Consider the following 26,640-nt stretch of genomic DNA (forward strand, 5'->3'; position numbering starts at 1 on the left):
AGAAGCTGTATGGTTTTTGTATAGGTTGATTTTTATAAGGTTTCAGATTATTAATGTATTATTGTTAAATTCTATTAAAATATAAAAATCAATACTTAACTATGAGGCAGTTTTATATTCTTACCACTTTCGTTTTCGTTTTATCTTTTAACCAATTTTGCATAGCTCAAGTAGATGTTGTTTATGATAATTTAGTATGGTCAGATGAATTTGATACTGCCGGAACCAATCCTGTGAATTCCACCAATTGGTTTCACCAAACCCAGTTGCCTGCTGGTGGCGGTTGGTACAACGGAGAAGAACAGCACTACAGCAATAGAATTGATAATTCGTTTGTAAGTGGTGGATTCTTGAATATTGTAGCCAAGAAAGAATCGTTTACAGATCAAAGCGTTACAAAACAATATACTTCGGCACGACTAAATTCAAAGTTTGCATTTACCTACGGACGGATTGATGTTAGAGCCAAATTGCCGATAGAATCTGGAACTTGGCCTGCCATTTGGACCCTAGGTAAAAACATCAATGAAAATGGTGGTTATTGGGATGCAACCTACGGAACAACCAATTGGCCATATTGTGGTGAAATAGACATTATGGAACACGGTATTTTCCCGGGGCAAGATATTAATTTTGTGCAAAGCGCCCTGCATACGCCATCTTCAAATGGAAATACTTATAACAAAGGCGGCGTTGTGGCTTCTGATATCCAAAATAATTTTCATGTGTATTCCATGAATTGGTCACCTGACCAAATTTCATTTTTGCTGGACGGCGTCATATACTATACATACAACCCGACCGTTAAAGATGCCAATACATGGCCTTTTGATAAAGATCAGTACATTTTGTTGAATGTTGCTATGGGTGGTGTAGCCGGGACCATTGATCCAGCATTCACTCAAAGTTCCATGGTGATTGATTATGTAAGGGTGTATCAGTTAAGTGCTTTAAGTAATTCAGAACATGAAATTTCTGATGTAAAGGTTTTTCCAAATCCTGCTCATTCACAAATTACTATTTCCACGTCATCTGTTATTGATAAGGTTGAACTTTATGATGTTTTTGGAAAGCGTATATTGAGTCAGACAAAAAAAATGAAGACTTTAGATGTCAGCAATCTAAATGCTGGATTTTATTTGCTCAACATATATTCAGGCAATAAAAAATCATCCAAAAAGGTAATCATAAATTAATAGGCTACATACTCAACAATCTCCAAGCCATAACCAATCAATCCAACCCGTTTGGTTTGTTCGGAGTTTGAAATAATGCGCAGTTTATGGATATTTAAATCGTGCAATATTTGAGCGCCAATACCAAAATCCCTACTGTCCATATCAACTCGTGGCGCTTTTGCTACTTTGTTGGGCTTTTGATTGTTCTTTAAAAATTCCAAACGTTTTAAGATGTTCATGGATTGCACTTCTTGGTTAATAAAGATAATAGCCCCTTTGCCTTCATCATTGATGACCTTGAACATATCATCCAGTTGCTTATCAACATTATTGGTTAGCGTTCCAAGGATATCATTATTGACCAATGTGGAGTTTATTCTGGTAAGAACAGGCTCATTGTCTTTCCATTGTCCTTTAGTGAGTGCTATATGTATTTGGTTATTGGTTGTTTGCTGATAGGCTCTTAACCTAAAACTACCAAAACGGGTCTCTATTTGAAAATCCTCTTTTTTATCAATTAACGAGTCGTGCTGCATTCTATAGGCCACTAAATCTTCAATGGAAACAATTTTAAGATTTAATTTTTTGGCTACTTCAATAAGCTGTGGCAAACGCGCCATACTTCCATCTTCATTCATGATTTCAACAATAACACCAGCTGGTTTTAAGCCTGCTAATCTGGCAAAATCAATGGCGGCTTCTGTATGTCCAGTTCGTCTCAACACGCCTCCTTCTTTGGCAACCAATGGAAACACATGTCCTGGTTTCGCCAATTCAAACGGTTTGGTATCGGGGTTGATAAGTGCTTTTATGGTTTTTGCCCTATCACTGGCTGATATGCCAGTTGTAACACCATTTCCACGCAAATCAACGGACACCGTAAATGCGGTTTCCATGTGGTCTGTGTTGTTTCTCACCATCATGTTCAACTCCAGCTCATTACATCTGTTTTCTGTAAGCGGTGCACAAATAAGGCCTCTACCGTGGGTAGCCATGAAGTTTATCATTTGTGGTGTCACTTTATCAGCAGCTGCTACAAAATCGCCTTCATTCTCCCTGTTTTCATCATCTACTACAATAATGACCTTACCATTTCTTATATCGTCAATGGCGTCATGAATGGTATCTAGCTTAAATTCAGTTGGTTTTGAAGGTGTTTTCATTTCTATAATCATGGCGCAAAGATATTGCTTATTTTAAACTATCTAAACAATTTTGTTTTAAATCGTCTTTAATCTTCCTTTTCAAAAGGAAATAATTAAGGAAGTAAAATGGTAATCCAATGAGTTGAATAATGATATGTGGGGTTCTGCTTTTTTTGTTGATGGTTGCATAAAAGCCTCTTATGTTTACGTAAGATTTGATTGTGTAAACAACAAATAAAAACAGTGAAATGATACTTAATTGTATGGATGCTGAAGCTAATGACGGTAGCTTATTGTTTCTGAAAATAAAAAACAGAATTAATATAACAGCACCAATCCAATACAAAACTATCGCAAATTTTGAATGTTCTAGGTAGTCATTACTTAGTTTAGTGGCATCATCAAATGTTCTGTTTATGTCAATGCCTTGTTGCCTGAGTTCATCCAAAGAGATATCCCGTGAATTTAATATTTTGATGGCTTCATATCGGCTTCCTTCATCATAGCCTAATGAATCATAATTGTTTACAACGTCCATTAATCTCTCATTGGTGAAAGACAACAAAAACTTATAGTCCAGACTTTCATCGTCTTTAATGTTGAGTAACTTTTTTAAAGGCTCGATAAAGTTTCCAAATTCAAATAAACCTCTGTCTTCAGTAGCTCTTTTTGTTAAAAATATACTTAACGGAAACATGACCAATGTAGAAAACCAAGTGGCAATAATAGGATTTAAACCACCACTTTTGGCGCTATTTGTAGCAAATATTCCTATGAAGTGATAGGTCAAAAACAATAATATGGCTACAACCATTGGCAGTCCTATACCACCTTTTCTGATTAGGGCACCTAATGGTGCACCCACAAAAAACAGAATGATACATGCAAATCCAAGCGCCAATTTTTCATGCAAAGCTATGATGTGCTTGTTGAATGTTATTCTTGAAATTTTAAAGGCATTCTTTCTTCTGTCAACATCTAAACTGGTGCTTTTGACAGTATTAAGGGCAATATTTAATATTTGCGTTTTCTTTTTTGTGTCAAAAAGGTCAAGAATGTTACCGGCATAAATAGAATCGTTTTTTTGCTCAACTTCTTTTTTGGGAGACGTTGTTATGGCCTTGTTTATTGATGGCGTTATAGTACGCTGGTACATTCTATTGGAAAACTCCTCAAATTCTTTGTGGTTTTGTTGCGATAATGAATCAAGTGTATAATCCAGATCGCTAACGTTTAACATATTGTATTTATTAGTGACACTCTTATCATCTAAATCATCCTCATTGTTCAGAAAAGACAAATCAATATTGATGGTATATTTTTCAAACTTGCTTTTTGCAAAAGGGACTTTATCTCGGTCCTTGTAACTTTTAGGTTTCAAATCACTATAATAATTACCATCAAAAAGGACAAGTTTTAAAACGTTTGATTCTTCAGAACTGATAAGTTCTCCAGATTTTGATTTTATGGTCGTTGCATTGGTTCGGCCATCACTTCCTTTGATATGAATGATAACATTTTTTAAATACTGGCCTTTATCACCACTCTTATCGGAAAATTTAATATTGTATGGCGTACCGGTAATGTCATTAAACTGGTCTTTTGCCAAAATCATTGCCGGTTTTCGCTTGGCTATATTTTTACGAAGATTAAACGAATTGTATTCTGCCCATGGAATAACGTTATTGGAAAAGAAAAACGTAGTAATACCTAAGATAACAATAAAAACACCTAATCCAGACATAGCTCTCATTAATGAGATTCCTGTGGATTTCATGGCGGCAAACTCATAATTTTCAGCAAAATCCCCAAATACCATGATGGATGCCAAAAGAATGGTCAATGGTAATACCAAAGGAATAAGCTTTGGCATGAAGTAAATCAAAAACTTAAAAATTACACCCATATCCAAATCCTTACCTGCCAATTCGCGTATGTAAAGCCAAATGGTCTGTAATACAAAAATCAGCATGAGAATTAAAAACACGCTGATAAACGTTTTAAGGTAGGAGGTTAATATGTATCGGTCCAGTATTTTCAAGTGCTACCTAATCTAGTTTGTTGATATAGTAATCTTTGTATTTAGTAGCATCAAAGTTAAATAAGGTTTTTGATAACGGCTCATTTGTTTTGAATGAATTAACAGTCAATGTTGTTTTGGTACCGTTTTTTCCTATTTGGATTAAATTATAAATGTGTTTTGTTTGAGAATCAATACCAAGCAAGATATATTTTATATCAGAATTTGAATCGATAGGGATAAGTTTAACATATTGAATTTTCCGACCTTTTACATCTTGTATGATATCCATTTTGCTGGTATATCCATTTTCATAAAACGACAGCATTTTACTGGGCGCCACAATGTCATCATCGTCATCATGTGCGGTTGACACGGTCACTTCTTCATCCTCTGGGCTTATGTTATAGAGTGTTTTTCCGTCAAATAAACGTGTTACACCAAGAATGTTAAGTTTGTATTTGTCACCTTCTAAAACAACATCGCCACGTGTTTCTTGTTTGATGTTTTCTGCTGTGTTTTCAAGGACATATTTAAAGTCAATAGAAATATTGTCGTAACTATTTACTTTATCAGAGACTTCCTTTAATAAGGCTTTTCCACTTTTTTGTGCAAAACTGTTTATGTTCAACAACACAAAAAATACTACTATTAAATGCTTCATGTTCAATCTTTAATTATTTTATGAATTTTCGTTTTCTAAAAGTTTATCCAATGCTGTTAAATCGGGTACTAAAACTTGTCTGGCTTTACTACCTTCAAAAGGACCAACAATGCCAGCAGCTTCCAGTTGGTCAATCAATCTTCCAGCTCGGTTATAACCCAATTTAAGTTTGCGTTGCAAAAGTGATGCAGAACCTTGTTGTGCGGTAACGATTACTTCAGCGGCTTCCCTAAATAGTTTATCCCTGTCTGATATATCTATATCAAGACTTGTGCCGCTTTCTTCGCCAATGTACTCTGGTAAAATAAAAGCTTCAGGATAGGCTTTTTGTGAACCGATAAACTCAGTTATTTTTTCAATTTCTGGTGTGTCAACAAAGGCACATTGTACGCGTATTAAATCATTTCCTTGGGTAAAGAGCATATCACCACGACCAATAAGCTGATCGGCACCAGAACCGTCCAAAATCGTTCTGGAGTCTATTTTTGACGTTACCCTAAACGCTATACGCGCCGGGAAATTGGCCTTAATAATTCCCGTAATAACGTTAACCGATGGGCGTTGGGTAGCAATGATTAAATGGATACCAATGGCACGGGCAAGCTGAGCCAAACGTGCAATGGGTGTTTCTACTTCCTTGCCTGCGGTCATGATTAAATCGGCAAACTCATCAATTACCAAGACAATGTAAGGCAAGAATTGATGCCCCTCATTTGGGTTTAATTTCCGGGCTTTAAATTTCACATTGTATTCGGCAATGTTTCGGCATAAAGCATTTTTAAGGAGCTCATACCGGTTGTCCATTTCAATACACAATGAGTTTAGTGTATTGATGACCTTATTGTTGTCTGTTATGATAGCATCCTCACTATCAGGCAGCTTAGCTAAATAATGGCGTTCAATTTTATTGAACAGTGTTAGTTCCACTTTTTTGGGATCCACCAAAACAAACTTAACCTCGGCTGGATGTTTTTTATAAAGCAACGATGTTAAAACGGCATTCAATCCGACTGATTTACCTTGCCCTGTTGCACCGGCCATAAGCAAGTGGGGCATTTTGGCAAGATCAACCACAAAGGTTTCGTTACTAATGGTTTTACCTAAAGCAATTGGCAATTGCATCTCAGAATTTTGAAACTTTTTGGACGCAATGACTGAGCGCATGGATACTATGGTGGCGTTGGTGTTGGGCACTTCAATACCAATGGTTCCTTTTCCTGGTATAGGAGCAATAATACGGATACCCAATGCCGAAAGCGATAAGGCAATATCATCTTCCAGATTTTTGATTTTTGAAATTCTCACACCAGCATTCGGAACTATTTCATAGAGCGTCACGGTTGGTCCAATGGTTGCTTTAATGCTAGCTATACCAATATTATAATTGTTCAGGGTTTCAACAATCCTGTTTTTATTGGTTTCTAATTCCTCTTGATTGATTGTGATGCCTTCAGAATCATATTTCTTTAAGAGATCTAAATGCGGAAATTGGTAATTCCCCAGCTCTAAAGTTGGGTCAAATTGACCATAGTCTTCAACAAGTTTATTAGCTAGATTATCCGTTTCCGAAAGTTCTTCCTCGGCTTTTTCAACAATCATCTCTAAATCAGTATCATCAGTTTTTGAGGCCGTCTCTTTTTTTGTGTCCTTGACTGAATGTTTAGTTTCAATGGTATCTTCCTCTAAAGGTATTTCATAAGCTGATTTTATTGCTTCCGCCTCAAGAGATAAATCGTTGTCTAAAGAAACGTTGAAATTATCATCCTCATAGTTGAACTCATCTTTAAAATCTTTTTTTGCTGATTTGAATAATCTTGCAAAACTCTCTGTTGTAACTTTAAATCGAATGGCAAGAAATGTTATCAATGTGAACAATAACAGCAGTGAGGTTCCTATTATGCCCAAATAATCCTGTAAAAAACTATTGATTTCAAAACCGACCGTACCACCAAGTGCATCATTGTAATTGGTAAAAAAACCAAAAAGAACGGATAACCAAATAATGCTTATAATGCCCCAAAACCAATGCTTTCTGAGTTTTGCTCTACTGGAATCCAAAAGGACATAAATGCCAGATAGAAAAACCAATCCAGAAAATATAAATGAAGACACACCAAACCCTCGTTGTATAAAAAAATCACTTAGCCAAGCCCCAGATTTATTCAACCAATTATCTGCTTTTGTTTTGCGCGAGGCAAATTCAGATAAGGTGCTTTGGTCAGCATCTCCAGTAAAGAAAAATGAGATAAAGGCAATGCATAATATAATGCCAAAAATAACTAAAAAGCTACCCAAAATTAGCTTTTGCTGATTGGATAGCTTAAAGCTTTTGAATTTAAATTTGGGTTTAGAAGGTTTTTTAGTTTTGGTTTTGGTCTTCGCCATTAATGCGCTGTTATTTTAAACAAAAATACAAATTACTACCATTAACGAAACTTTATTTTAAAAAATTGCAAAACGATAGTTCAATACAAGGTTGTTTGCCAAATGTGTCACTGTTTGTAATACGAAAAAAAGTGATGTTATAGTTGGAAAATTTTAGGGACATAAATAATCAAACCAACAATACTGGCAAAAAACGCAGCTATAAAAACGGCGCCAGCGGCAATGTCTTTTATCAAGCCAATTTTTTTATGATTTTCTGGGTGGATAAAATCAGCTATTGCTTCAATGGCCGTATTGATGCTTTCAATGCTAATAACCAATCCGATGGCTAATATTTGAAATAGCCATTCAACAGTGGAAATCTTAAAATAAAAACCCAAACCGGTTAAAACTACAGCAATAACAAATTGAACTTGAATGCTGGCTTCGGTTTTTAAAAGAAACATAGCGCCCTTAAAAGCAAACCCTATACTCTTTAATCTGTTTACAATAAAGGATTTCTTCTGGCCCATTAAAATATGTTTTCTTGTATTATTTGAGAGCCTTTAAAGCTGCAGAATAATCGGGTTCATTAACGGTTTCGCTCACTTGCTCTGTGTGGGTAATAATACCATGTTCATCAATTACAACAACAGATCTGGACAATAAACTTTCCAATGGTCCGGTAATAAAATCTACACCATAGGTTTTGCCAAAACTACCATTTTTGTAATCAGATAAACTCACTACATTGTTCAACCCTTCAGCCCCACAAAAACGGCTGTGCGCAAAAGGTAAGTCTTTAGAAATGCACAATACCTTCGTGTTTTTAAGCTCACTGGCTTCTTTGTTAAACTGTCTAACAGATTGTGCACAGGTACCTGTATCAATACTTGGGAAGATATTGAGCACTAATTGATGCCCCTTGAAATCATTTAAGGTCCTGGTTGATAAGTCTGTAGCGGTTAGCTTAAAATCTGGTGCTTTACTGCCAATTTTTGGGAGGTTTCCAGATGTTTCAATGGTGTTGCCTTTAAGTGTTACTGTTGCCATAATTATAATTTATACTAAACCGTAAAATTACTAATATTTAATAATTTTGATAAATGTCACAGATGGTTTTTTTGAATGAAATTGTTAAAATATTCTTAATCAGATAGACATAAAACATCTTTGATGTTTGATGGGAGACCATTTTAAAAAGCAGAGTGCTGATCCGGAATTCAATTGCTACTTCTTATTGGGTTGACCTTGCTAATAAATTTTATCAATTTTAAGATAATATTTTAAAATCGATTAGGTCTTTTATTTAACTAGTTATTCATAACTTTAAGGATGACAAGATTTACTCAATTATAACTAAATATTTAAGAATATGAACAGTTCAAAACAAGGAAAATGCCCTGTTATGCATGGCGGTAACACCATTACTGAAAAATCGGTAACCGATTGGTGGCCAAACACGCTAAATCTGGACATTTTGCACCAACATGACACCAAGACAAATCCTTTGGAGAAAGATTTCAATTATCGTGAAGAATTAAAAAAATTAGATGTTGAAGCACTTAAGAAGGATTTGCATGATTTAATGACGGATAGCCAAGATTGGTGGCCTGCAGATTGGGGTCACTATGGAGGATTGATGATACGTATGGCTTGGCATGCAGCAGGCTCGTATAGGATTGCTGATGGCCGTGGTGGTGGTGGAACCGGAAACCAACGTTTTGCACCATTGAATTCTTGGCCAGACAATGTAAGTTTGGATAAAGCCAGACGATTGCTTTGGCCTATTAAGAAAAAATATGGGAATAAAGTCAGTTGGGCAGACTTGATTATTTTGGCTGGAAATATTGCCTATGAAAGCATGGGGTTCAAAACCTTTGGTTTTGCCTTTGGAAGAGAGGATATTTGGGGGCCAGAAAAAGACACGTATTGGGGCGCAGAAAAAGAATGGTTAGCACCAAGTGACAATCGTTATGAGGATGTTTCCAAGCCATCTACTATGGAAAATCCTTTGGCAGCTGTGCAAATGGGATTGATTTATGTAAATCCTGAAGGTGTCAACGGTAATCCTGACCCTATGAAAACGGCCGCACAGGTTAGGGAAACATTTAAGCGAATGGCCATGAATGATGAGGAAACGGTTGCTCTAACGGCTGGTGGACACACCGTTGGAAAAACACATGGAAACGGAGATGCCAGTATTTTAGGGCCTGCACCTGAGGCTGCTCCAGTTGAAGAGCAAGGATTTGGATGGTCCAACCCTACAAGAACCGGTAAAGGGCGTGATACGGTAACCAGCGGATTGGAAGGTGCCTGGACAAAACATCCTACAAAATGGGATAATGGCTATTTTGAAATGTTGTTCAATCATGAGTGGGAATCACGTAAAAGTCCTGCAGGAGCTTGGCAATGGGAACCAGTAAGCATCAACAAAGAAGATATGCCCGTTGATGTAGAAGATATGAAAACTCCTCAGAATCCTATTATGACCGATGCTGATATGGCTATGAAAGTTGATCCTACGTATCGAGAAATCTCATTGAAGTTCAAAAATGATTTTGAGGCATTTTCTGATGCTTTTGCCCGTGCTTGGTTTAAATTAACGCATCGTGATATGGGCCCAAAAGATAGATATTATGGGCCTGATGTGCCTCAAGAAGATTTAATCTGGCAAGACCCTATTCCAAAAGGCAAAAAAGATTACAATGTAGAGGCAGTAAAAGCTAAAATAGCGGCTTCAGGACTTTCTATTGCAGACATGGTTTCTACTGCTTGGGACAGTGCCCGTACCTTTAGAGGGTCTGACTACAGAGGAGGTGCCAATGGTGCAAGAATACGTTTGGCACCCCAAAAAGATTGGGAAGGAAATGAGCCAAAACGTTTAGCCCATGTGCTTTCAGTTTTAGAGCCCATTGCAGCTGAATTTGGTATTAGTATTGCTGATACCATTGTTTTGGCAGGTAATGTTGGGTTGGAAAAAGCCATTCAAAATGCGGGTATGAACATAAAAGTACCATTTGCACCTGGACGTGGCGATGCAACAGCCGACATGACCGATGCGGAATCATTTGAACCATTAGAACCTCTGGCAGATGGTTACAGAAATTGGTTGAAGAAAGATTATGTGGTAACCCCAGAGGAATTAATGTTAGACCGTACCCAGTTGATGGGATTAACTGCGCCTGAAATGACTGTTTTGGTAGGCGGTATGCGTGTGATGGGAACCAATCATGGCGGTACAAAACATGGTGTTTTAACGAACAATGAAGGGGCGTTAACCAATGACTTTTTTGTAAATCTAACCGACATGGCCAATTACTGGAAACCTACCCAAAATGGTATTTACGAAATTTGTGACCGTAAAACAGGAAAAGCCAAATGGACCGCGACCAGAATGGATTTGGTTTTTGGATCGAACTCTATTTTAAGGGCCTACGCCGAAGTGTATGCACAAGATGATAACAAAGAAAAGTTTGTTAAGGACTTTGTAAATGCTTGGGTAAAAGTGATGAATGCCGATCGCTTTGATTTAGCATAAATCATTTGGATATATTAAACAAAAAGGGCTTCAACATGTTGAAGCCCTTTTTTATTATCAATGTAACAAAGTATTACTTTCTATTTGTCAATAGAGCCTAAAACCCTTGACATAAATTGGTTTAAGGCCTCTTTTTTAGGCGTACCATCCTTAACCATTTTGTTAACTTCTAAAGCACCATACATATTGGATATCAATTCTCCAATAACATCCAGTTCTTCATCTTTTAACGAAGGTACTTCAGTAAGGTTTTCTAAAGTCTCAATGGTTTCAACAATAAAATCCTCATCGTTGTCCTCTATAAACTGTGTTAAATGTTTAATTACTGGTAACTTCATTTACTAGATCTTTTAAAACATCAAACTTATTGGTTTGCACCTGATTGACAAAAGCTCCATTTTTAAAAGCAGCAAAGGTTGGTAAATTGTCAACCGTAGCCAGCTTTCTGGATTCTGGAAATTGTTCAGCATCAGCAATAACAAATGTGATAGCATCATTCTCTGAAGCCAGTTTTTTTACTTTTGGCTTCATGATTCTGCAGTTGCCACACCAGGTAGCTGAGTATTGAACAACTACGGTGTCATTGTTTGCAATGATATCTTGTAAGTTATCTTGTTCTAATTCTTGAAGCATATTTGTTAATTTAATTGTGCTGATAAATACTCTGCAGTAGAATGTCTATCTGCTTTCATAGCGTTTTTACCGTCTTCCCAGTTTGCAGGGCACACTTCGCCTTTTTCTTGAACATGTGTCAAAGCATCAATGATACGGATGAACTCATTTACATTTCTACCAATTGGCATGTTGTTGATGCCTTCGTGTTGTACAATACCGTTTTCATCAATAATGTAAGTAGCTCTATAGGTTACGTTGTCACCTTCTACAGTATATAAACCGGTTTCTTCATTGTATTGTTCATTGGTGATGTCTAAAATACCTAATGCAGAAGCAAGATTTCTGTTGGAATCAGCTAGGATAGGGTAGGTTACACCTTCAATGCCACCATTGTTTTTTGGAGTATTTAACCAAGCAAAATGGACTTCTGGCGTGTCACAAGAGGCACCAATTACAATTGTGTTTCTTTTGTCAAACTCACCTAAAGCTGCTTGAAAAGCATGCAATTCAGTTGGACAAACAAAGGTAAAATCTTTAGGATACCAAAAAAGGATTACTTTTTTCTTGTTGTTGATAGCTTCTTCTAGAACGTTTACTTTAAAAGTATCGCCCATATCGTTCATTGCGTCAACGTTTAAATTTGGAAATTTTTTTCCTACAAATGCCATGTGTTTTTATTTTTAATTGTTAAAATTTTCTGACGGCAAATATAATATGCATCGTAAAAATTCAACTTGAAAAAAATTTTAAATTCTTATGGCATAATAGAATTTTATTATTGAAAAAAATCAGCTAAAGAAATAGAAATTTATTTGGATGTCAGCTTTCTTATTTTAATGTTGAAATAAGCGAATATCAAGGTCATTATGGGACTGATCAAATTGAAAAAGGCGTACCAAACATATTCACCTGTTCCAACACCCAATGTTTTGGACTGATAGGCACCACCTGTGTTCCAAGGGAACAAAATGGACGTTACGGTTCCAGAATCTTCTAGGGTTCTACTAAGGTTTTCTGGCGCTAAACCACGGTCATTAAAAGCTTTTTGATACATTTTCCCTGGTACTACTATGGCGAGGTATTGATCGCTGGCAGTTCCGTTAAAGAAAATACACGTAAACGTTGTGCTGGCAAACAATCCAAAAGTGGATTTGGCTACTTTTAGCAAGCTATCGCTTATTTTTTGCAAGGCACCAATTTCTTGCATGATGCCACCAAAAAACATGGCGCACAATATCAACCAAATAGTGGATAACATACCGCCCATGCCTCCTGATGAAAATAATTCATTTTCATCCAGTATTTTATTTCCCGAGGGAATATAGACATCGGTAGTCATGGCGTTCATAACGCCTTTATAAGCCGAATCAAAATTAAAGGTGTCACTTCCAGCAATTTTCATCACAATTTCCGGTTGAAAAATAACCGCAAAAATTCCGGCTAAAATCGTTCCTACAAACAAAGCGGTCAATGGCTTTGCTTTTTTAACAATCATGATGATTACAACAAGTGGCACAATAAACAGCAAGGGGTTGACATTAAAGGTGTTTTGTATGCTGCTTACCAATGCCGAATTATCTTGTAAGTCAACACTTTCATGTTGAAATCCCAAAATAAGAAATAGTATCAATGTTATGGTTATGGTGGGAACTGTGGTGTAAGCCATGTATTTAACATGTGTAAAAACATCTGTTCCAGCCATGGCGGGAGCTAGGTTGGTGGTATCGCTTAAAGGTGACATTTTATCACCAAAGTAGGCTCCAGACAATACGGCACCGGCAATCATGCCAGGCGGTAATTCCAAGGCTTTTCCAATGCCCATTAAGGCAATTCCAATAGTGGCTGTTGTAGTCCATGAGCTTCCTGTGGCCAATGAAATGATGCAACAAATAAGCAAGGCAGCTGCTAGAAAGAAGGTAGGGTTTAATATTTTTAATCCGTAAAAAATCATGGTTGGTATAATACCGCTAATCAGCCATGTGCCAGCCAAGGCACCAACCATTAACAATATAAAAATGGCAGAGCCAGTCGATTTTACGTTGTCAACCACAGCCTCAAGCATATCGTTGTAACGTATGTTTTTTGAAAAGCCAATAATGGCAGCAACTACGCCCGCAAAAATCAATGCGAACTGATTGGGGCCGCTAGTGGCTTCATCAGAATAAATATAAACGTTATATGCCAGTAAAATGATTAAAACAATAATTGGGATTAAGGCTTCCCAAAAGCGAAGGGATTTGTTGTCGTGTAAAATAATATCATCAATATCTATGTCTAGATTATCGTTTTTATGTTGCATGCTTTTTATTTTGGATTGTAATGTTACGCTTTTAGATTAAAAATTACAAAGCAAAAACCCAAAAGTTAGCTTTTGGGTTTTATCAATATCAAATTAAAAAAGTTTATGCAGTTAAAATATTAAGTTGCTCCATACATTGTCGCATCATCTTGTAGGTTCTCTCAATATCATCATCCAATCCTATGGAAAAGCGTATCAATCCATCACTCAAACCCATTTCTTTTTGTTCGTCTTCAGGAATTTCACTGGATGTTGATGTTCCAGGCGCACTAAATAAGGTTTTGTAAAACCCAAGGCTTACTGCCAAATAACCAAGATTGTTATTCTGCATAAGTTCCATAAGTTCATTGGCTTTGTCAAGTGAACCTACATCAATGGTAAGCATGCCTCCAAAACCATAATCTGGGTGCATCATGCTTTTAAACAACTCATGGGATGGGTGCGATTTTAGACCAGGATAAACCGTTTTAAGACCATCAGCCTCAAATTTTTCAGCAAGAAATAACGCATTTTTGCTGTGTTGCTTCATTCGGATATGAAGCGTTCTTAAGTTTTTCAATACCGAAGCGGCTCTCAAGCTATCCATGGTGGCGCCCAGCAGCATGCAAGCACCATTGTTAACATTGCGCAAATCATTAATGAATTCCTGTGTGCCACAAACCACACCGCCAACCGTGTCACTGGATCCATTGATGAATTTTGTTAAACTATGAATAACCACGTCAGCACCTAAAATAGCAGGCGAAATGGAAAGCGGTGAAAAGGTATTGTCAATGATCAGTTTAAGGTTGTGTTTTTTAGCAATTTTAGCTAAAGCAGGAATGTCGGCAACCTCCAAAAGCGGATTACTAACCGATTCGCAATAAATTACTTTGGTGTTTTTATTGATAGCTGCCTCAACAGCTTTGGGGTTTGTTATATCGACAAACGAGGTTTTTATATTCATTCTAGGAATGAAATTCTTTAAAAAGGCGTACGTTCCCCCATAAATGGTGCGGCTACTTACAATATGATCACCAGATTGGCAAAGTTGCAATAACACGGGTGTAATGGCTCCCATTCCTGATGCCGTAACATTAGCAGTTTCTGTGCCTTCCATGGCGGCCAAGGCTTCTCCCAAATATAAATTGGAAGGGGAGGAATGCCTGGAATATAAATAACAACCATCGGCATTTCCTTCAAAGGTGTCAAACATGGTTTTTGCTGAGAGAAAGGTGTATGTGGAGGAATCTGATATAGAAGGATTGACACCTCCAAATTCACCAAAATATTGTAAATCCTGTATGTTGTTTGCGGGTTTGAATGACATAAAATTTAGTTTTTTGATTCTATCAAATTTCTTATTTTTTAGATTAAAAAACAATGAATATGGTGTTATTTAGATAATAAAACTATAAATTATTATATTTGGTGATAAATAACAATTTGTTAGTTGATTTAATGAATGATTGATGAAAAATTTTCTGTTATGATATTAGACTCTATTGATAGGCAATTATTGACATATTTACAGCAGGATTGTAAACAGACCAATAAGGAGTTGTCCAATAAACTGCATCTTTCGGTAACGGCGGTTTATGAGCGTATTAAAAAGCTTGAAAAAGAAGGAATAATTGATAAATATGTTGCTTTAGTTAAAAAAGAAAAAGTTGACAAAGCATTTGTTGCATTTTGTCATATTAAACTTATTCAACATGCCCAGGATTACGTGGTGAAATTTGAGAGAGAAGTGGCCACTTTGAGCGAAGTAATGGAATGTTACCATATTAGTGGGGATTATGATTATTTATTAAAAGTTATGGTAACCGATATGGAATCCTTTAGGGAATTCATGGTCAATAAACTGACCAATATTGATCACATTGGCAGTACGCACAGTATGTTTGTAATCAATGAGGTGAAACATACAACGGCCATAAATATTTGATATGAAATCTGTTAATTACAAACTCATAGAATTGTTCATTGTTTTTATTTTGTTGCCAATAAGTTTTGCCATTACATTTTCGGTATGGATAAAACTAGCAATTGGTTTTTTAGGATTTTGGTATATCATTTATGTGCTTTTAAAAATAGAAAGATGCAAATTCAAATTGGCGTCAAATCTAAATTGGAAATCCTTTTGGAAAGAAACCTTTCTAAAGTTTGTTATTATAGTTCTGGTAACAATGGGTTATGTCTATTTTACAGATGCTTCAGCGCTTTTTAGGGTAGTGGCAGACAAACCAACGTTGTGGCTGTTTGTTTTATTTATTTATAGTGTGTTTTCAGTATACCCCCAGGAATTGATTTACAGAACGTTTTTCTTTAAGCGTTATGAAGCATTCTTTACAAAAAAGAGCCAGTTGCAATTTTTGAATGCCGTGGTTTTTTCTCTCGGTCATATTTTCTTTAAGAATACGTTGGTACTTGTGCTTACTTTTTTAGGAGGCTTGTTATTTGCTTATACATACAGCAAAACAAAATCTACGGTTTTGGTGTCAATTGAGCATGCTATTTATGGGTGTTGGCTATTTACGGTAGGAATGGGCGGGATGCTGGGATTTCCTTCTTAAGTTTGGTTTTTGAAACTATTGTCTAAACTTTTTTGTTATTTTTAGCAATAAATAAATGCCTAGTATGAAAAAAGCGAGTTATGTTTTAATTGGAATTATCATTGGGGCTTTGGCAACCTATTTTTTTTGTCCGAGACTCCCCGAGAATTATAATGATAAAATAGTTAAACCAAAGGGGCTTATTACACCAGCTGAAGCCAAGGAATTAAATTATAATTGGACCAAAACAAGGAAAAAAGCGGTTGATTCTGCCGCAGGAAAAGTTGATGATCGTTCTTCCTCATGGTCTTTATCAGATATTGAAAATTATTTAGCATACGCTAAAAACCAATCAGACAGTTTGGGCTATGATATGACTGGAATACGCGTATATTTGGGTGTTTATCCCGGAAATGCACCAAATGGAAAAGCGGATTATACAACTATGTTCATAGTTCCAACGGGTAAGAAATCGGTATCAGAAGCAAGTATTATGGATATCATGTTGCCACCACCAACTAGTGATTTACCAGTAAACCCGTTAAACGATGGTAGTGGAAGTGGTGATGGTTATCCACAATGAATTAATGCAAGATTTTTTACTAAATAACTACAGTTTATTAACCCATTGTTTTGAGGCCATGGCTGCTTTAACAGGGTTGTTTTTATTTAATAGGTATAAATATTCTACAGCAAAATACTTTATTTATTTTTTGGTTTATGTAATTGTTGGTGATTTTACAAACATGTATACTTGGCTAGTGTACCCAGATAAATTGCTGGGCTTTCTCATGGGTACCCTAATAGAAAAAAATTACTGGTGGTCTACATTATTTTGGAGAATAGGGGCTATTATGTTTTTTGCTTTTTATTATCGTAAAGTTATTAAAAATCAATCTTTTAAAAAAGTAATAAAATACACTAGTTACGGATTTTTGAGTTTTTCAGTTGGCTATATACTATTGAATTGGAAAGCTTTTTTCACAAGTTATTTTCCAATCATAAGTATTTTAGGTGCAATTATTGTGTTTTTGTGTACGGTTTTTTATTTTATTGAAATATTGAGAAGTGATGAAATTTTGACTTTTTATAAATCAATAAATTTTTACATAAGTTTTGCCATTTTTATTTGGTGGTTAATTATAACACCTATAGTTTTTTATGATAACTATACGAGTTATGAAGTTTCAGTTTATCAGAGGGACTGGGATTATATTAAATTAAGAAGGTTTATTTATCTCTCTGCCAATATATTTATGTACTCAACTTTTACATTTGCTTTGATATGGTGCAGACCACAGAAAAAATAGCCAGTACGGCATCCGAAAGATATTTACTGATTTACATGATAGCCGTGTTGGTTATAGTCACTTCATTGGTCATTATATTTTTTGTTGTGTTTTTAAAGCGAAAAAATAATTTGTTGATTGATAAAATAAAGCAGCAACAGGCTTTTGAAGAAGAGATAGCACAAGCACAAACTGAGACCCAAGAGCAAACCTTAAAGAACATAGGTTGGGAACTTCATGATAATGTGGGGCAATTATTGGCATTTGCCAGTATGCAGTTGAGTATCTTGAAAATGCAGGTAACTGATGATGTTAAGGAGAAATTTAAGGATACCTCAGAAGCGCTCAAAGAAAGCTTGAAAGAGGTGAGGGCGCTTTCAAAATCGTTAAACAATGAGGTAGTCTTGAATATTGGTTTTGAAAAATCAATTACCAACGAGTTGAATCGACTTAAGAAGTTGAAATTTACTTCGGCAGAGCTTGAAATCATTGGAGAAAAAATGGAGTTTACCAATAGGAAGCATGAGATCATACTGTTCAGGATTATTCAGGAATTTTTGTCCAATTCAGTCAAATATTCCGAAGCCAAAAACCTGCATATCACATTAAACTATCAGCAAGACAAATTGATTATTTCTGCAAAAGATGATGGTAAAGGGTTTAATTTAGAAGAAGTAGAACAGGGTTCGGGATTATTGAACATGAAGAGTAGGGCTGCTTTAATCCATGCTACATCAAAAATTATTTCAAATCCCAATGAAGGTGTGCAGTTAATCATAGAATATCCCTATGAAAAAAATTAAAAGTACTTTAAGAAGAATTTTATTAGCTTAATTTTACCTTTATATGGTGCGTATCGCAAAGGGACATCTATCCAATTACCTCGTTTTACCACGGGTTTTTTATGCGAAAATGTTAAAAAAGTTTGTTTTCCATGATACGCTCCAATACCACTGGAACCAACGCCACCAAAAGGTAATCTAGGGTTTGCAAAGTGAATCAAGGTATCATTTATTGTACCCCCACCAAAAGAAAAATTGGTGATTATTTTTTTTGTAAATGATTTGTTGGTGCTAAAAATATATAGTGATAACGGTTTGTTGTATTGATTAATAATATCTTTAATTTCCGCTTCATTTTGATAACTCAAAACAGGTAAAATAGGACCAAAAATTTCCTCTCTCATCAGGTCACTGTCTAAACTAGGCTCATCAATAACAGTAGGCCCCACGTAAAGATTATCTTTATTGGTTTCGCCACCAATTGAGATGGATTCATTTTTCAACATATTGACCAAACGCTCATAATTTTTTAAGTTTATAATTCGTGCAAAATCATGGGATTCTTCTGGACGCCTTGAATAAGAGACTTCTATCTCTTTGCGAAGCACTTCAATAAAGTGTTGTTTGACAGATTTATGAATAATTATATAATCTGGGGCAATACACGTTTGTCCTGCATTTAAAAATTTACCCCAAACAATGCGTTTGGCAGCCAATTTAATATTGGCAATTTCATCAATGATACAAGGGTTTTTGCCACCAAGTTCCAAGGTTGTAGGTGTAAGGTGTTCGGCAGCAGATTTGGCTACAATTTTACCAACATTTACACTGCCCGTAAAGAAAATGTAGTCCCATTTTTGCTTCAATAATTCCTGTGCTATGGTTGCATCACCTTGTACAACCGCAACATGTTCTTCCTTAAAAACATTCCTGATTATTGTTTCAATTATTTTAGCTGTGTTTGATGCCAGTTCACTCGGTTTTAAAACCACAGTGTTGCCAGCTGCAATAGCACCAATAACCGGTAATAATGATAATTGGTATGGATAGTTCCAAGGAGCAATGACCAAGATTGTTCCATAGGGTTCATAATATATTTTGTCGGTAGAAGGGAAATTCAAAAAAGACGGCCTAATCCGTTTTGGTTTACTCCAAGACTTTAATTTTTTCAAGGTCAAATTGAGCTCAGCAAGTACAATACCCGTTTCGGATAAAACCGATTCAAAAACGGGTTTTTTAAAATCGGCGTACAATGCATCAATGATGGCTTGTTCCTGTTTAATAAGTTCAGATTTTAAACGCAATAACATATTTTTTCTGAAGACTAAAGATTTGGTTTCTCCGGTTAAGAAATAGGCTTTTTGTGTACTGACTAGCTTTGAAATCATAGGTGATGTAAATACTATAAATCTACAAAAAATATCATGAGCAAGCGTCCCAAATTGGGTCTTTTGGTAAGGGAGCTGTGATTTCAATCGGTTCATTTTTTACCGGATGGATAAAGGCGATATGTCTGGCGTGTAAATGAATACTGGCGTCATCATTGCTTCGGTCAAAACCATATTTTAAATCACCTTTAATGGGGCAGCCAATGTTTGATAATTGTGACCTGATTTGATGGTGCCTCCCGGTTTCCAAGGTAACTTCAAGCAAAAAATAGGTTTTCATTTCTTTTAATAGGTTGTAATGAAGAATGGCTTTTTTACTATTGGCAACCTCCTTTTTATATGCGTAGGATTTATTGTTTTTAGGATTCTTTTTTAACCAATCCACCAAGGTGTCTTTACCTTTTTCTGGTCTATTCTTTACAATGGCCCAATATGTTTTGTTAATGTCTTTTGAAACAAATAAAGCGTTTAGCCTTGGTAATACTTTGCTGGTTTTTGCAAAAATAACCAAGCCTGTGGTTGGCCTGTCAAGCCTGTGGACAACACCTAAATACACGTTTCCCGGTTTGTTGTATTTTTCAGCAATATATTCTTTCACAACCTCGCTTAAAGGTTTGTCGCCCGTCTTATCACCTTGAACAATATCGCCTGCACGTTTGTTGACAACTATGATGTGGTTGTCTTCATAGAGAAGCTGAAGATTATCTTTGTTTGATAAAATTTTTGACACTAGTATTGTTCATTATCATTTGGAAAATCACTGCTTTTTACATCGGTTACGTACTGTGAAATAGCATTGGTCATTTCTTCATATAAACTCATGTAACGCCTTAAAAACCTGGGGTTGAACTCATGGGTAATGCCCAACATGTCATGAAGCACCAAAACCTGTCCGTCAACACCATTTCCAGCACCAATACCTATCACGGGAATGCTCACGCTTTCTGCTACCTGTTGTGCCAACTTTGCAGGTATTTTTTCAAGTACAATTCCAAAACACCCTACACGCTCTAACATTTTAGCATCATCAATTAATTTTGCTGCCTCTTCATCTTCTTTTGCCCGGACCGTATAAGTTCCAAATTTATAAATGGATTGTGGTGTTAATCCTAAATGGCCCATCACCGGAATTCCTGCATTTAAAATACGTTTGATGGATTCCTTGATTTCTTTACCGCCTTCCATTTTTACGGCATGTCCACCACTTTCTTTCATGATTCTAATGGCAGAGCGCAAGGCTTCTTTAGGGTCACTTTGATAACTCCCAAAAGGTAAATCCACAACAACAAGAGCTCTTTCAACAGCACGAATCACAGATGACGCATGGTAAATCATTTGATCTAGAGTAATAGGTAAAGTGGTTTCATGGCCAGCCATGACATTACTGGCCGAATCGCCAACTAAAATAACGTCTATACCGGCGCCATCCACAATTTTGGCCATGGAATAATCATAGGCTGTCAACATGGATATTTTTTCACCATTGGCTTTCATATCAACCAAGGTTTTTACGGTAATTCGTTTGTACTCTTTTTTAGCTGTAGACATAGTTTGTTTATTATTTCATGTAAAAGTAATAAATATTATAAAGCCAGAAATAGTGTTAAACTTTTCTTTAACTCAATGCGAAGCGCAAAATAAAGTTTAAATTAGTTTTAAAAGCAAAAAGTATGGCCAGAATTATCACTTATATATGTATTGTTTTGACTTCTGCCTTGTATGCACAAGAAGATGAAAACAAAAACATAAAAGCAACCATAGACACATTTTTTGAAGGGTTCCATAAAGGCGATACTACCTTGATGAAATCTGTCATGATGGATAACATGATACTACAAACAACGTTCACAAATAAAGAAGGTGAAAACATGCTGGTTACTGAAGAGCCTGAGAAACTTATTGAAGCCATAGCAAACAGAACCAGTGACCAAAAATGGGATGAGCGGCTTTTGGATTATAGCATTCAGGTTGATGGAACCATGGCCAATGTGTGGACACCTTATGAGTTTTGGTATAACGACACATTCAGTCACTGTGGTGTGAATTCGTTTCAATTGTTTAATGATGATGGCACATGGAAAATCATTTATTTAATTGATACTAGAAGAAAAGAAGGCTGTGACCCAAAATGATTATTAATTTGGGAATAAATAAAAATCACTAACAATCCGACAAATTGACGCCAACAGCCAAGCCTCCTTGAGAGGTTTCCTTGTATTTGGAGTTCATATCCTTGGCCGTTTCCCACATGGTTGCAATCACTTTGTCAATAGGTACTTTAATGTTTTCGGGATTGGTTTCAAGTGCTAATTCTGCAGCGTTTATCGCTTTGATGGCTCCCATGGAATTGCGTTCTATACAAGGAACTTGAACCAATCCACCAATAGGGTCGCAGGTAAGGCCCAAATGATGTTCCATGGCAATTTCAGCAGCCATTAAAACCTGTTCCGGCGTTCCGCCAAGTAATTCCGTTAAGGCACCAGCTGCCATGGCTGAAGACACACCAATTTCTGCCTGGCAGCCACCCATTGCGGCAGAAATAGTTGCACCTTTCTTAAAAAGACTACCAATCTCTCCAGCAACCAGTAAAAACTTTTTGATATGCTCAAAATTGGCATCATGGTTTTCAATAACCAAATAATACATTAAAACAGCAGGAATAACACCTGCACTTCCATTAGTAGGAGCGGTAACTACACGTCCCAAAGACGCATTGACTTCATTAACGCTAAGTGCAAAACAACTGACCCATTTTAATATCTGTCTGAACTTAACTTCGGTTTGGCGTATGGTTTCAAGCCACTCTTGAGGATTGTTATAAGGTAAATCTCCTTTTAGGTTTTTTAGGATATCATTGGCACGCCGTCTAACATGTAATCCTCCAGGGAGGTTGCCTTCTGTATGGCAGCCAATGTACATGCATTCCAGCATGGTATTCCAAATGCGGTATAGTTCAAAATTGATAGCATCTTCAGTTCGTAGGGATTTTTCGTTTTCCAAAACTACCTCTGAAACAGACATGTTTAGATCACTGCAATATGCCAAAAGTTCTGTTCCTAATTTTATGGGATATGGAAATGTCTTAAAAATTTCTATATTTTTCTTGGCATTTTTACGTTCTTCTTTAACCACAAATCCGCCACCAATGGAATAGAACGTTGATTTTTTGTTTTTTCCATTAACTGTTGCGGTAAACACCAAACCATTGGCATGAAAAGGAAGGAATTTTTTATTAAAAACTAAATCTGAATCTGGGTTGAATTCCAGAGGGGTTTCATTATTGAATACAAGCTTTTTGTTATGTTTAATGGAATCAATTATAGTTTTAATGTCATCTACAGGAATCATTTCAGGGTCAGCACCACTTAAGCCAAGCATGATGGCTAAATCTGTGGCATGTCCTTTCCCTGTTAGTGATAACGAACCATATAAATCCACTTTTATTTTTTCAACTTTATCAAACAGATTGGCCGTTTTCAATTCTTTAATCCACCGTTCGGCAGCGCGCCAAGGGCCTAAAGTATGTGAACTTGAAGGGCCAATGCCAATTTTTAGCATATCAAAAACTGAAATACATTCCATAAAAAACTTTACAAATTTTGACAAATATAGAGATTTATAGTGCAATTAAATTGAAATCAAAGCAAAGCTAAAATCTAAAATTCTCAAAAGATTCTCAATTTAGTTGAGAATTAAATGACATCATGTCAGTATTTTTTTTGTTGGCATAATCATTGACTTTAACTCCATGAATTTGAAAACGAACATTCAACAGAATTTATAAAGTAAACATATTATGAGTAAAATTATTGGAATTGATTTAGGAACAACCAACTCTTGCGTTTCAGTGATGGAAGGTAATGAGCCTGTTGTAATCCCAAACGCAGAAGGTAAGCGAACCACGCCCTCAGTCATTGCTTTTGTAGAAGGAGGCGAAATAAAAGTTGGTGATCCAGCTAAACGTCAGGCAGTTACAAACCCCACAAAAACGGTTTCTTCAATTAAGCGTTTTATGGGGAATAAATATTCAGAATCTAAAAATGAAGCAGAGCGTGTGCCTTACAAAGTGGTGAAAGGTGATAATGATACACCAAGAGTTGATATTGACGGTCGTTTGTATACACCACAAGAATTGTCAGCTATGATTCTTCAAAAAATGAAGAAAACAGCCGAAGATTATTTAGGAACCACCGTAAGTGAAGCGGTTATTACAGTACCTGCTTACTTTAATGATTCACAACGTCAAGCAACTAAAGAGGCCGGAGAAATTGCAGGATTAAAAGTAAGGAGAATTATCAACGAACCTACAGCTGCGGCTTTAGCTTATGGATTGGATAAAAAAGGAAAAGACCAAAAAATAGTGGTATTTGACTTTGGTGGTGGTACACATGATGTATCTATCCTTGAATTAGGTGACGGTGTATTTGAAGTATTATCTACTGATGGTGATACCCACTTAGGTGGTGATGATGTGGATGAAAAAATCATCAATTGGTTAGCCGACGAGTTCAAAGCAGAAGAAGATATGGATTTGCGTAAAGACCCGATGTCTTTACAACGTTTAAAAGAAGCTGCTGAAAAGGCAAAAATTGAATTGTCGTCTTCTACACAAACAGAAATCAACTTACCATATATCACAGCAACTGCCAGTGGGCCAAAACACTTGGTGCGCACGTTGACAAGAGCTAAATTTGAACAGTTGATCGATGATTTGGTTAAACGTACCATTGCACCTTGCGAATCAGCTTTAAAAGCGGCAAAAGTATCCAAAAGCGATATTGATGAAATAATTTTGGTGGGTGGTTCAACACGTATCCCTGCTGTTCAAGCTGCCGTTGAAAAATTCTTTGGAAAAGCACCAAGCAAAGGTGTAAATCCAGATGAAGTGGTTGCCATTGGAGCCGGAATTCAAGGTGGTGTACTAACAGGAGATGTTAAAGATGTATTGCTTTTAGATGTGACACCTTTATCACTTGGTATTGAAACCATGGGTAACGTAATGACCAAGCTTATAGAAGCCAATACAACCATCCCAACCAAAAAATCACAGATATTCTCAACAGCTGCAGACAATCAGCCGTCTGTTGAAATACATGTGTTACAAGGAGAGCGCGCTATGGCCGCAGACAATAAAACCATTGGTCGTTTCCACTTAGATGGTATACCACCAGCAAGACGCGGAACACCTCAAATTGAAGTAACGTTTGACATTGATGCCAATGGTATCATACATGTGACTGCGACTGATAAAGCAACAAATAAAACACAAGATATTCGTATTGAAGCATCTTCAGGTTTGACAGAAGAGGAAATTAAAAAAATGAAAGCTGAAGCTGAAGCCAATGCTGAAGCTGACAAAAAAGCTAAGGAAAAGGCCGAAAAACTAAATGCAGCTGATGCGATGATTTTCCAAACTGAAAGCCAGCTTAAAGAATTTGGTGATAAATTATCTGACGATAAAAAGAAACCGATTGAAGAAGCTTTGGAAGAGCTTAAAAAAGCTTATGAAACAAAAGATGTTGCCGTTATTGAGCCAGCTTTAGAGAAAATTAATGAGGCATGGAAAGTGGCTTCAGAAGAAATGTACAAAGCGCAAGCTGAAGCTCAGCAAGCAGGAGGAGATGCTCAACCAGGACCAGACGCCAGTCAAAATGGTCAAGGAGAATCCAGCGATGTTGAAGACGTAGACTTCGAAGAAGTCAAGTAGCCTGTCCTGAGCGAAGCCGAAGGATAGACTTTGAAAGAAGTGAAATAAATTTTTTAATAACTGTAAAAAGGCGCAATCAGAAATGGTTGCGTTTTTTTATGTGACCACTAAATGTTATGCGCGCATAATATTTGTTATATTTGTTCTTCTTAATAAAATAAACATGACAGGCAAACTATCTGAAATTCTGAATATTAAATATCCCATTATTCAAGCACCTATGTTTTTAGTATCCAATACGGATATGGTGAAAGAAGCCATGAAAGGCGGTATTGCGGGTTGTATTCCTGCATTGAATTATAGGACCTTGGAAGAGTTAAGAGCTGCTCTTAAGGAATTGAAAGCAGCTAAGATAGAAGGTGGGGCTTATGGATTTAATTTGATTGTCAACAAATCAAATGTAAAGTATAAAGGTCAGTTGGATGTCATTTGTGAGGAAGGTTGTGATTTTATCATAACATCTTTAGGAAGTCCAGAAGAAACCATTAAACAGGCACACAAAGCGGGAATCAAAGTGTTTTGTGATGTGGTGGATTTAAAATTTGCTCAAAAAGTAGAGCATTTGGGTGCTGATGCCGTTATAGCTGTTAATAACCAAGCGGGCGGGCACAGAGGTAATATAAGCCCTAAAGAATTAATAACAGAGCTGGTTTCTAATTGTAACATCCCAATCATTTCGGCTGGAGGTGTGGGTTGCAAAGCAGATATTGACAAAATGTTGGGTTATGGAGCTGCAGGCGTATCAGTAGGAAGTCCTTTTATAGCATCTGTTGAAGCCAATGTTACTGACGAATATAAACAAGCCTGTGTAGATTATGGCGCTCAAGATATTGTTGTGACTGAACGAATCTCAGGTACGCCTTGTACTGTTATTAATACTCCCTATGTCCAAAAGATAGGAACCAAAGCCACGTGGTTAGAGAAGGTTTTAAACAAAAACAAAAAACTTAAAAAGTGGGTTAAGATGATTCGGTTTTCAATTGGTATGAATGCCACCAAAAATGCCGCAACCAAAGCGACCTACAAGACGGTTTGGGTGGCTGGCCCAAGTATAGAGCATACAAAAGCGGTACTGCCAACCAAGGCAATCATAAAAAAGTTGGTTAGTTAATTG

Annotated in this window: 25 protein-coding genes; 10 read left to right on the forward strand and 15 right to left on the reverse strand. The window is 36.4% G+C overall.

Features of this window, described 5'->3' with window-relative positions:
• The first annotated feature begins 101 nt into the window (after nucleotides 1–101).
• Nucleotides 102–1,196 carry a glycoside hydrolase family 16 protein gene (locus IEW94_RS04105; RefSeq protein ID WP_188650309.1) on the forward strand — a complete coding sequence of 365 codons (1,095 nt, stop codon included), beginning with the start codon at nucleotides 102–104 and terminating at the stop codon, nucleotides 1,194–1,196.
• On the opposite strand, the gene ribB is transcribed toward IEW94_RS04105, so the two are convergent.
• The 6 genes from ribB to tpx all read right to left on the reverse strand — a co-directional run bounded on the left by ribB (nucleotide 1,193) and on the right by tpx (nucleotide 8,424).
• Nucleotides 1,193–2,353, reverse strand: a complete 1,161-nt coding sequence (gene ribB, locus IEW94_RS04110) for a 3,4-dihydroxy-2-butanone-4-phosphate synthase (RefSeq protein WP_188650311.1) — start codon at nucleotides 2,351–2,353, stop codon at nucleotides 1,193–1,195. The genes IEW94_RS04105 and ribB overlap by 4 nt on opposite strands.
• 16 nt (nucleotides 2,354–2,369) lie before the next feature.
• On the reverse strand, nucleotides 2,370–4,310 hold the full coding sequence (locus tag IEW94_RS04115) for an LptF/LptG family permease (RefSeq protein ID WP_373286589.1): 1,941 nt from the start codon (nucleotides 4,308–4,310) through the stop codon (nucleotides 2,370–2,372).
• 61 nt (nucleotides 4,311–4,371) lie between these two features.
• Complete coding sequence (gene lolA1 / locus IEW94_RS04120) at nucleotides 4,372–5,007, reverse strand: outer membrane lipoprotein periplasmic chaperone LolA1 (protein WP_188650315.1); 636 nt, start codon at nucleotides 5,005–5,007, stop codon at nucleotides 4,372–4,374.
• 18 nt (nucleotides 5,008–5,025) lie between these two features.
• Nucleotides 5,026–7,392 (reverse strand): FtsK/SpoIIIE family DNA translocase, encoded by a 2,367-nt coding sequence (locus tag IEW94_RS04125; RefSeq protein WP_188650317.1) that lies wholly within the window; start codon nucleotides 7,390–7,392, stop codon nucleotides 5,026–5,028.
• Nucleotides 7,393–7,529: 137 nt separating this feature from the next.
• Entirely contained in the window at nucleotides 7,530–7,904 is a 375-nt protein-coding gene (locus IEW94_RS04130) for a diacylglycerol kinase (RefSeq protein ID WP_188650319.1), read from the reverse strand.
• A 19-nt stretch (nucleotides 7,905–7,923) separates the two neighbouring features.
• Nucleotides 7,924–8,424 carry a thiol peroxidase gene (gene tpx / locus IEW94_RS04135; protein ID WP_188650321.1) on the reverse strand — a complete coding sequence of 167 codons (501 nt, stop codon included), beginning with the start codon at nucleotides 8,422–8,424 and terminating at the stop codon, nucleotides 7,924–7,926.
• A gap of 322 nt (nucleotides 8,425–8,746) precedes the next feature.
• Between tpx and katG the strand changes: the two genes are divergently transcribed.
• Nucleotides 8,747–10,912 (forward strand): catalase/peroxidase HPI, encoded by a 2,166-nt coding sequence (katG, locus tag IEW94_RS04140; protein WP_188650323.1) that lies wholly within the window; start codon nucleotides 8,747–8,749, stop codon nucleotides 10,910–10,912.
• A gap of 80 nt (nucleotides 10,913–10,992) precedes the next feature.
• Here the strand turns inward: katG and IEW94_RS04145 are convergent, their stop codons facing one another.
• The 5 genes from IEW94_RS04145 to IEW94_RS04165 all read right to left on the reverse strand — a co-directional run bounded on the left by IEW94_RS04145 (nucleotide 10,993) and on the right by IEW94_RS04165 (nucleotide 15,135).
• Entirely contained in the window at nucleotides 10,993–11,250 is a 258-nt protein-coding gene (locus IEW94_RS04145; RefSeq protein ID WP_188650325.1) for a DUF6952 family protein, read from the reverse strand.
• Nucleotides 11,231–11,545: a thioredoxin family protein gene (locus IEW94_RS04150; protein WP_188650327.1), complete on the reverse strand. Its 315-nt coding sequence runs from the start codon at nucleotides 11,543–11,545 to the stop codon at nucleotides 11,231–11,233. The genes IEW94_RS04145 and IEW94_RS04150 overlap by 20 nt, the downstream gene beginning before the upstream one ends.
• Before the next feature lie 5 nt (nucleotides 11,546–11,550).
• On the reverse strand, nucleotides 11,551–12,195 hold the full coding sequence (locus IEW94_RS04155) for a peroxiredoxin (protein ID WP_188650329.1): 645 nt from the start codon (nucleotides 12,193–12,195) through the stop codon (nucleotides 11,551–11,553).
• 140 nt (nucleotides 12,196–12,335) lie between these two features.
• Nucleotides 12,336–13,826 carry a Na+/H+ antiporter NhaC gene (nhaC, locus tag IEW94_RS04160; protein ID WP_188650331.1) on the reverse strand — a complete coding sequence of 497 codons (1,491 nt, stop codon included), beginning with the start codon at nucleotides 13,824–13,826 and terminating at the stop codon, nucleotides 12,336–12,338.
• Between the two features lie 103 nt (nucleotides 13,827–13,929).
• Nucleotides 13,930–15,135 carry an aminotransferase class I/II-fold pyridoxal phosphate-dependent enzyme gene (locus IEW94_RS04165; protein ID WP_188650333.1) on the reverse strand — a complete coding sequence of 402 codons (1,206 nt, stop codon included), beginning with the start codon at nucleotides 15,133–15,135 and terminating at the stop codon, nucleotides 13,930–13,932.
• Nucleotides 15,136–15,294: 159 nt separating this feature from the next.
• Here IEW94_RS04165 and IEW94_RS04170 point away from each other — a divergent pair, with 159 nt between their 5' ends.
• The 5 genes from IEW94_RS04170 to IEW94_RS04190 all read left to right on the forward strand — a co-directional run bounded on the left by IEW94_RS04170 (nucleotide 15,295) and on the right by IEW94_RS04190 (nucleotide 18,452).
• Nucleotides 15,295–15,753, forward strand: a complete 459-nt coding sequence (locus IEW94_RS04170) for an Lrp/AsnC family transcriptional regulator (RefSeq protein WP_188650334.1) — start codon at nucleotides 15,295–15,297, stop codon at nucleotides 15,751–15,753.
• A gap of 1 nt (nucleotide 15,754) precedes the next feature.
• The gene (locus IEW94_RS04175) at nucleotides 15,755–16,381 is read left to right on the forward strand and encodes a CPBP family intramembrane glutamic endopeptidase (RefSeq protein ID WP_188650336.1); all 627 of its coding nucleotides are present in this window, start codon (nucleotides 15,755–15,757) and stop codon (nucleotides 16,379–16,381) included.
• A 64-nt stretch (nucleotides 16,382–16,445) separates the two neighbouring features.
• Entirely contained in the window at nucleotides 16,446–16,943 is a 498-nt protein-coding gene (locus IEW94_RS04180; RefSeq protein WP_188650338.1) for a hypothetical protein, read from the forward strand.
• A 58-nt stretch (nucleotides 16,944–17,001) separates the two neighbouring features.
• The gene (locus IEW94_RS04185) at nucleotides 17,002–17,670 is read left to right on the forward strand and encodes a hypothetical protein (protein ID WP_229669442.1); all 669 of its coding nucleotides are present in this window, start codon (nucleotides 17,002–17,004) and stop codon (nucleotides 17,668–17,670) included.
• On the forward strand, nucleotides 17,646–18,452 hold the full coding sequence (locus IEW94_RS04190; protein ID WP_188650342.1) for a sensor histidine kinase: 807 nt from the start codon (nucleotides 17,646–17,648) through the stop codon (nucleotides 18,450–18,452). The genes IEW94_RS04185 and IEW94_RS04190 overlap by 25 nt, the downstream gene beginning before the upstream one ends.
• On the opposite strand, the gene IEW94_RS04195 is transcribed toward IEW94_RS04190, so the two are convergent.
• From IEW94_RS04195 to panB, 3 genes are read right to left on the reverse strand one after another with little or no spacing between them, the layout of a single operon-like run.
• Nucleotides 18,449–19,819, reverse strand: a complete 1,371-nt coding sequence (locus IEW94_RS04195; RefSeq protein ID WP_188651326.1) for an aldehyde dehydrogenase — start codon at nucleotides 19,817–19,819, stop codon at nucleotides 18,449–18,451. The genes IEW94_RS04190 and IEW94_RS04195 overlap by 4 nt on opposite strands.
• Before the next feature lie 34 nt (nucleotides 19,820–19,853).
• Entirely contained in the window at nucleotides 19,854–20,549 is a 696-nt protein-coding gene (locus IEW94_RS04200; RefSeq protein ID WP_188650344.1) for an RluA family pseudouridine synthase, read from the reverse strand.
• Nucleotides 20,549–21,367, reverse strand: a complete 819-nt coding sequence (panB, locus tag IEW94_RS04205) for a 3-methyl-2-oxobutanoate hydroxymethyltransferase (protein ID WP_188650345.1) — start codon at nucleotides 21,365–21,367, stop codon at nucleotides 20,549–20,551. The genes IEW94_RS04200 and panB overlap by 1 nt, the downstream gene beginning before the upstream one ends.
• Nucleotides 21,368–21,489: 122 nt before the next feature.
• On the opposite strand from panB, the gene IEW94_RS04210 reads away from it, so the two are divergent.
• A complete protein-coding gene (locus IEW94_RS04210; protein ID WP_188650347.1) occupies nucleotides 21,490–21,951 on the forward strand; it encodes a nuclear transport factor 2 family protein in 462 nt (153 codons plus the stop codon).
• A gap of 28 nt (nucleotides 21,952–21,979) precedes the next feature.
• On the opposite strand, the gene IEW94_RS04215 is transcribed toward IEW94_RS04210, so the two are convergent.
• Complete coding sequence (locus IEW94_RS04215) at nucleotides 21,980–23,401, reverse strand: L-serine ammonia-lyase (RefSeq protein WP_188650349.1); 1,422 nt, start codon at nucleotides 23,399–23,401, stop codon at nucleotides 21,980–21,982.
• Between the two features lie 214 nt (nucleotides 23,402–23,615).
• On the opposite strand from IEW94_RS04215, the gene dnaK reads away from it, so the two are divergent.
• The gene (dnaK, locus tag IEW94_RS04220; protein ID WP_188650351.1) at nucleotides 23,616–25,526 is read left to right on the forward strand and encodes a molecular chaperone DnaK; all 1,911 of its coding nucleotides are present in this window, start codon (nucleotides 23,616–23,618) and stop codon (nucleotides 25,524–25,526) included.
• A gap of 82 nt (nucleotides 25,527–25,608) precedes the next feature.
• A complete protein-coding gene (locus IEW94_RS04225; RefSeq protein ID WP_188650353.1) occupies nucleotides 25,609–26,637 on the forward strand; it encodes an NAD(P)H-dependent flavin oxidoreductase in 1,029 nt (342 codons plus the stop codon).
• Nucleotides 26,638–26,640: the final 3 nt, after the last annotated feature.

Origin of the sequence: Yeosuana aromativorans, assembly GCF_014646655.1 — a bacterium.
Lineage (GTDB): Bacteria > Bacteroidota > Bacteroidia > Flavobacteriales > Flavobacteriaceae > Yeosuana > Yeosuana aromativorans.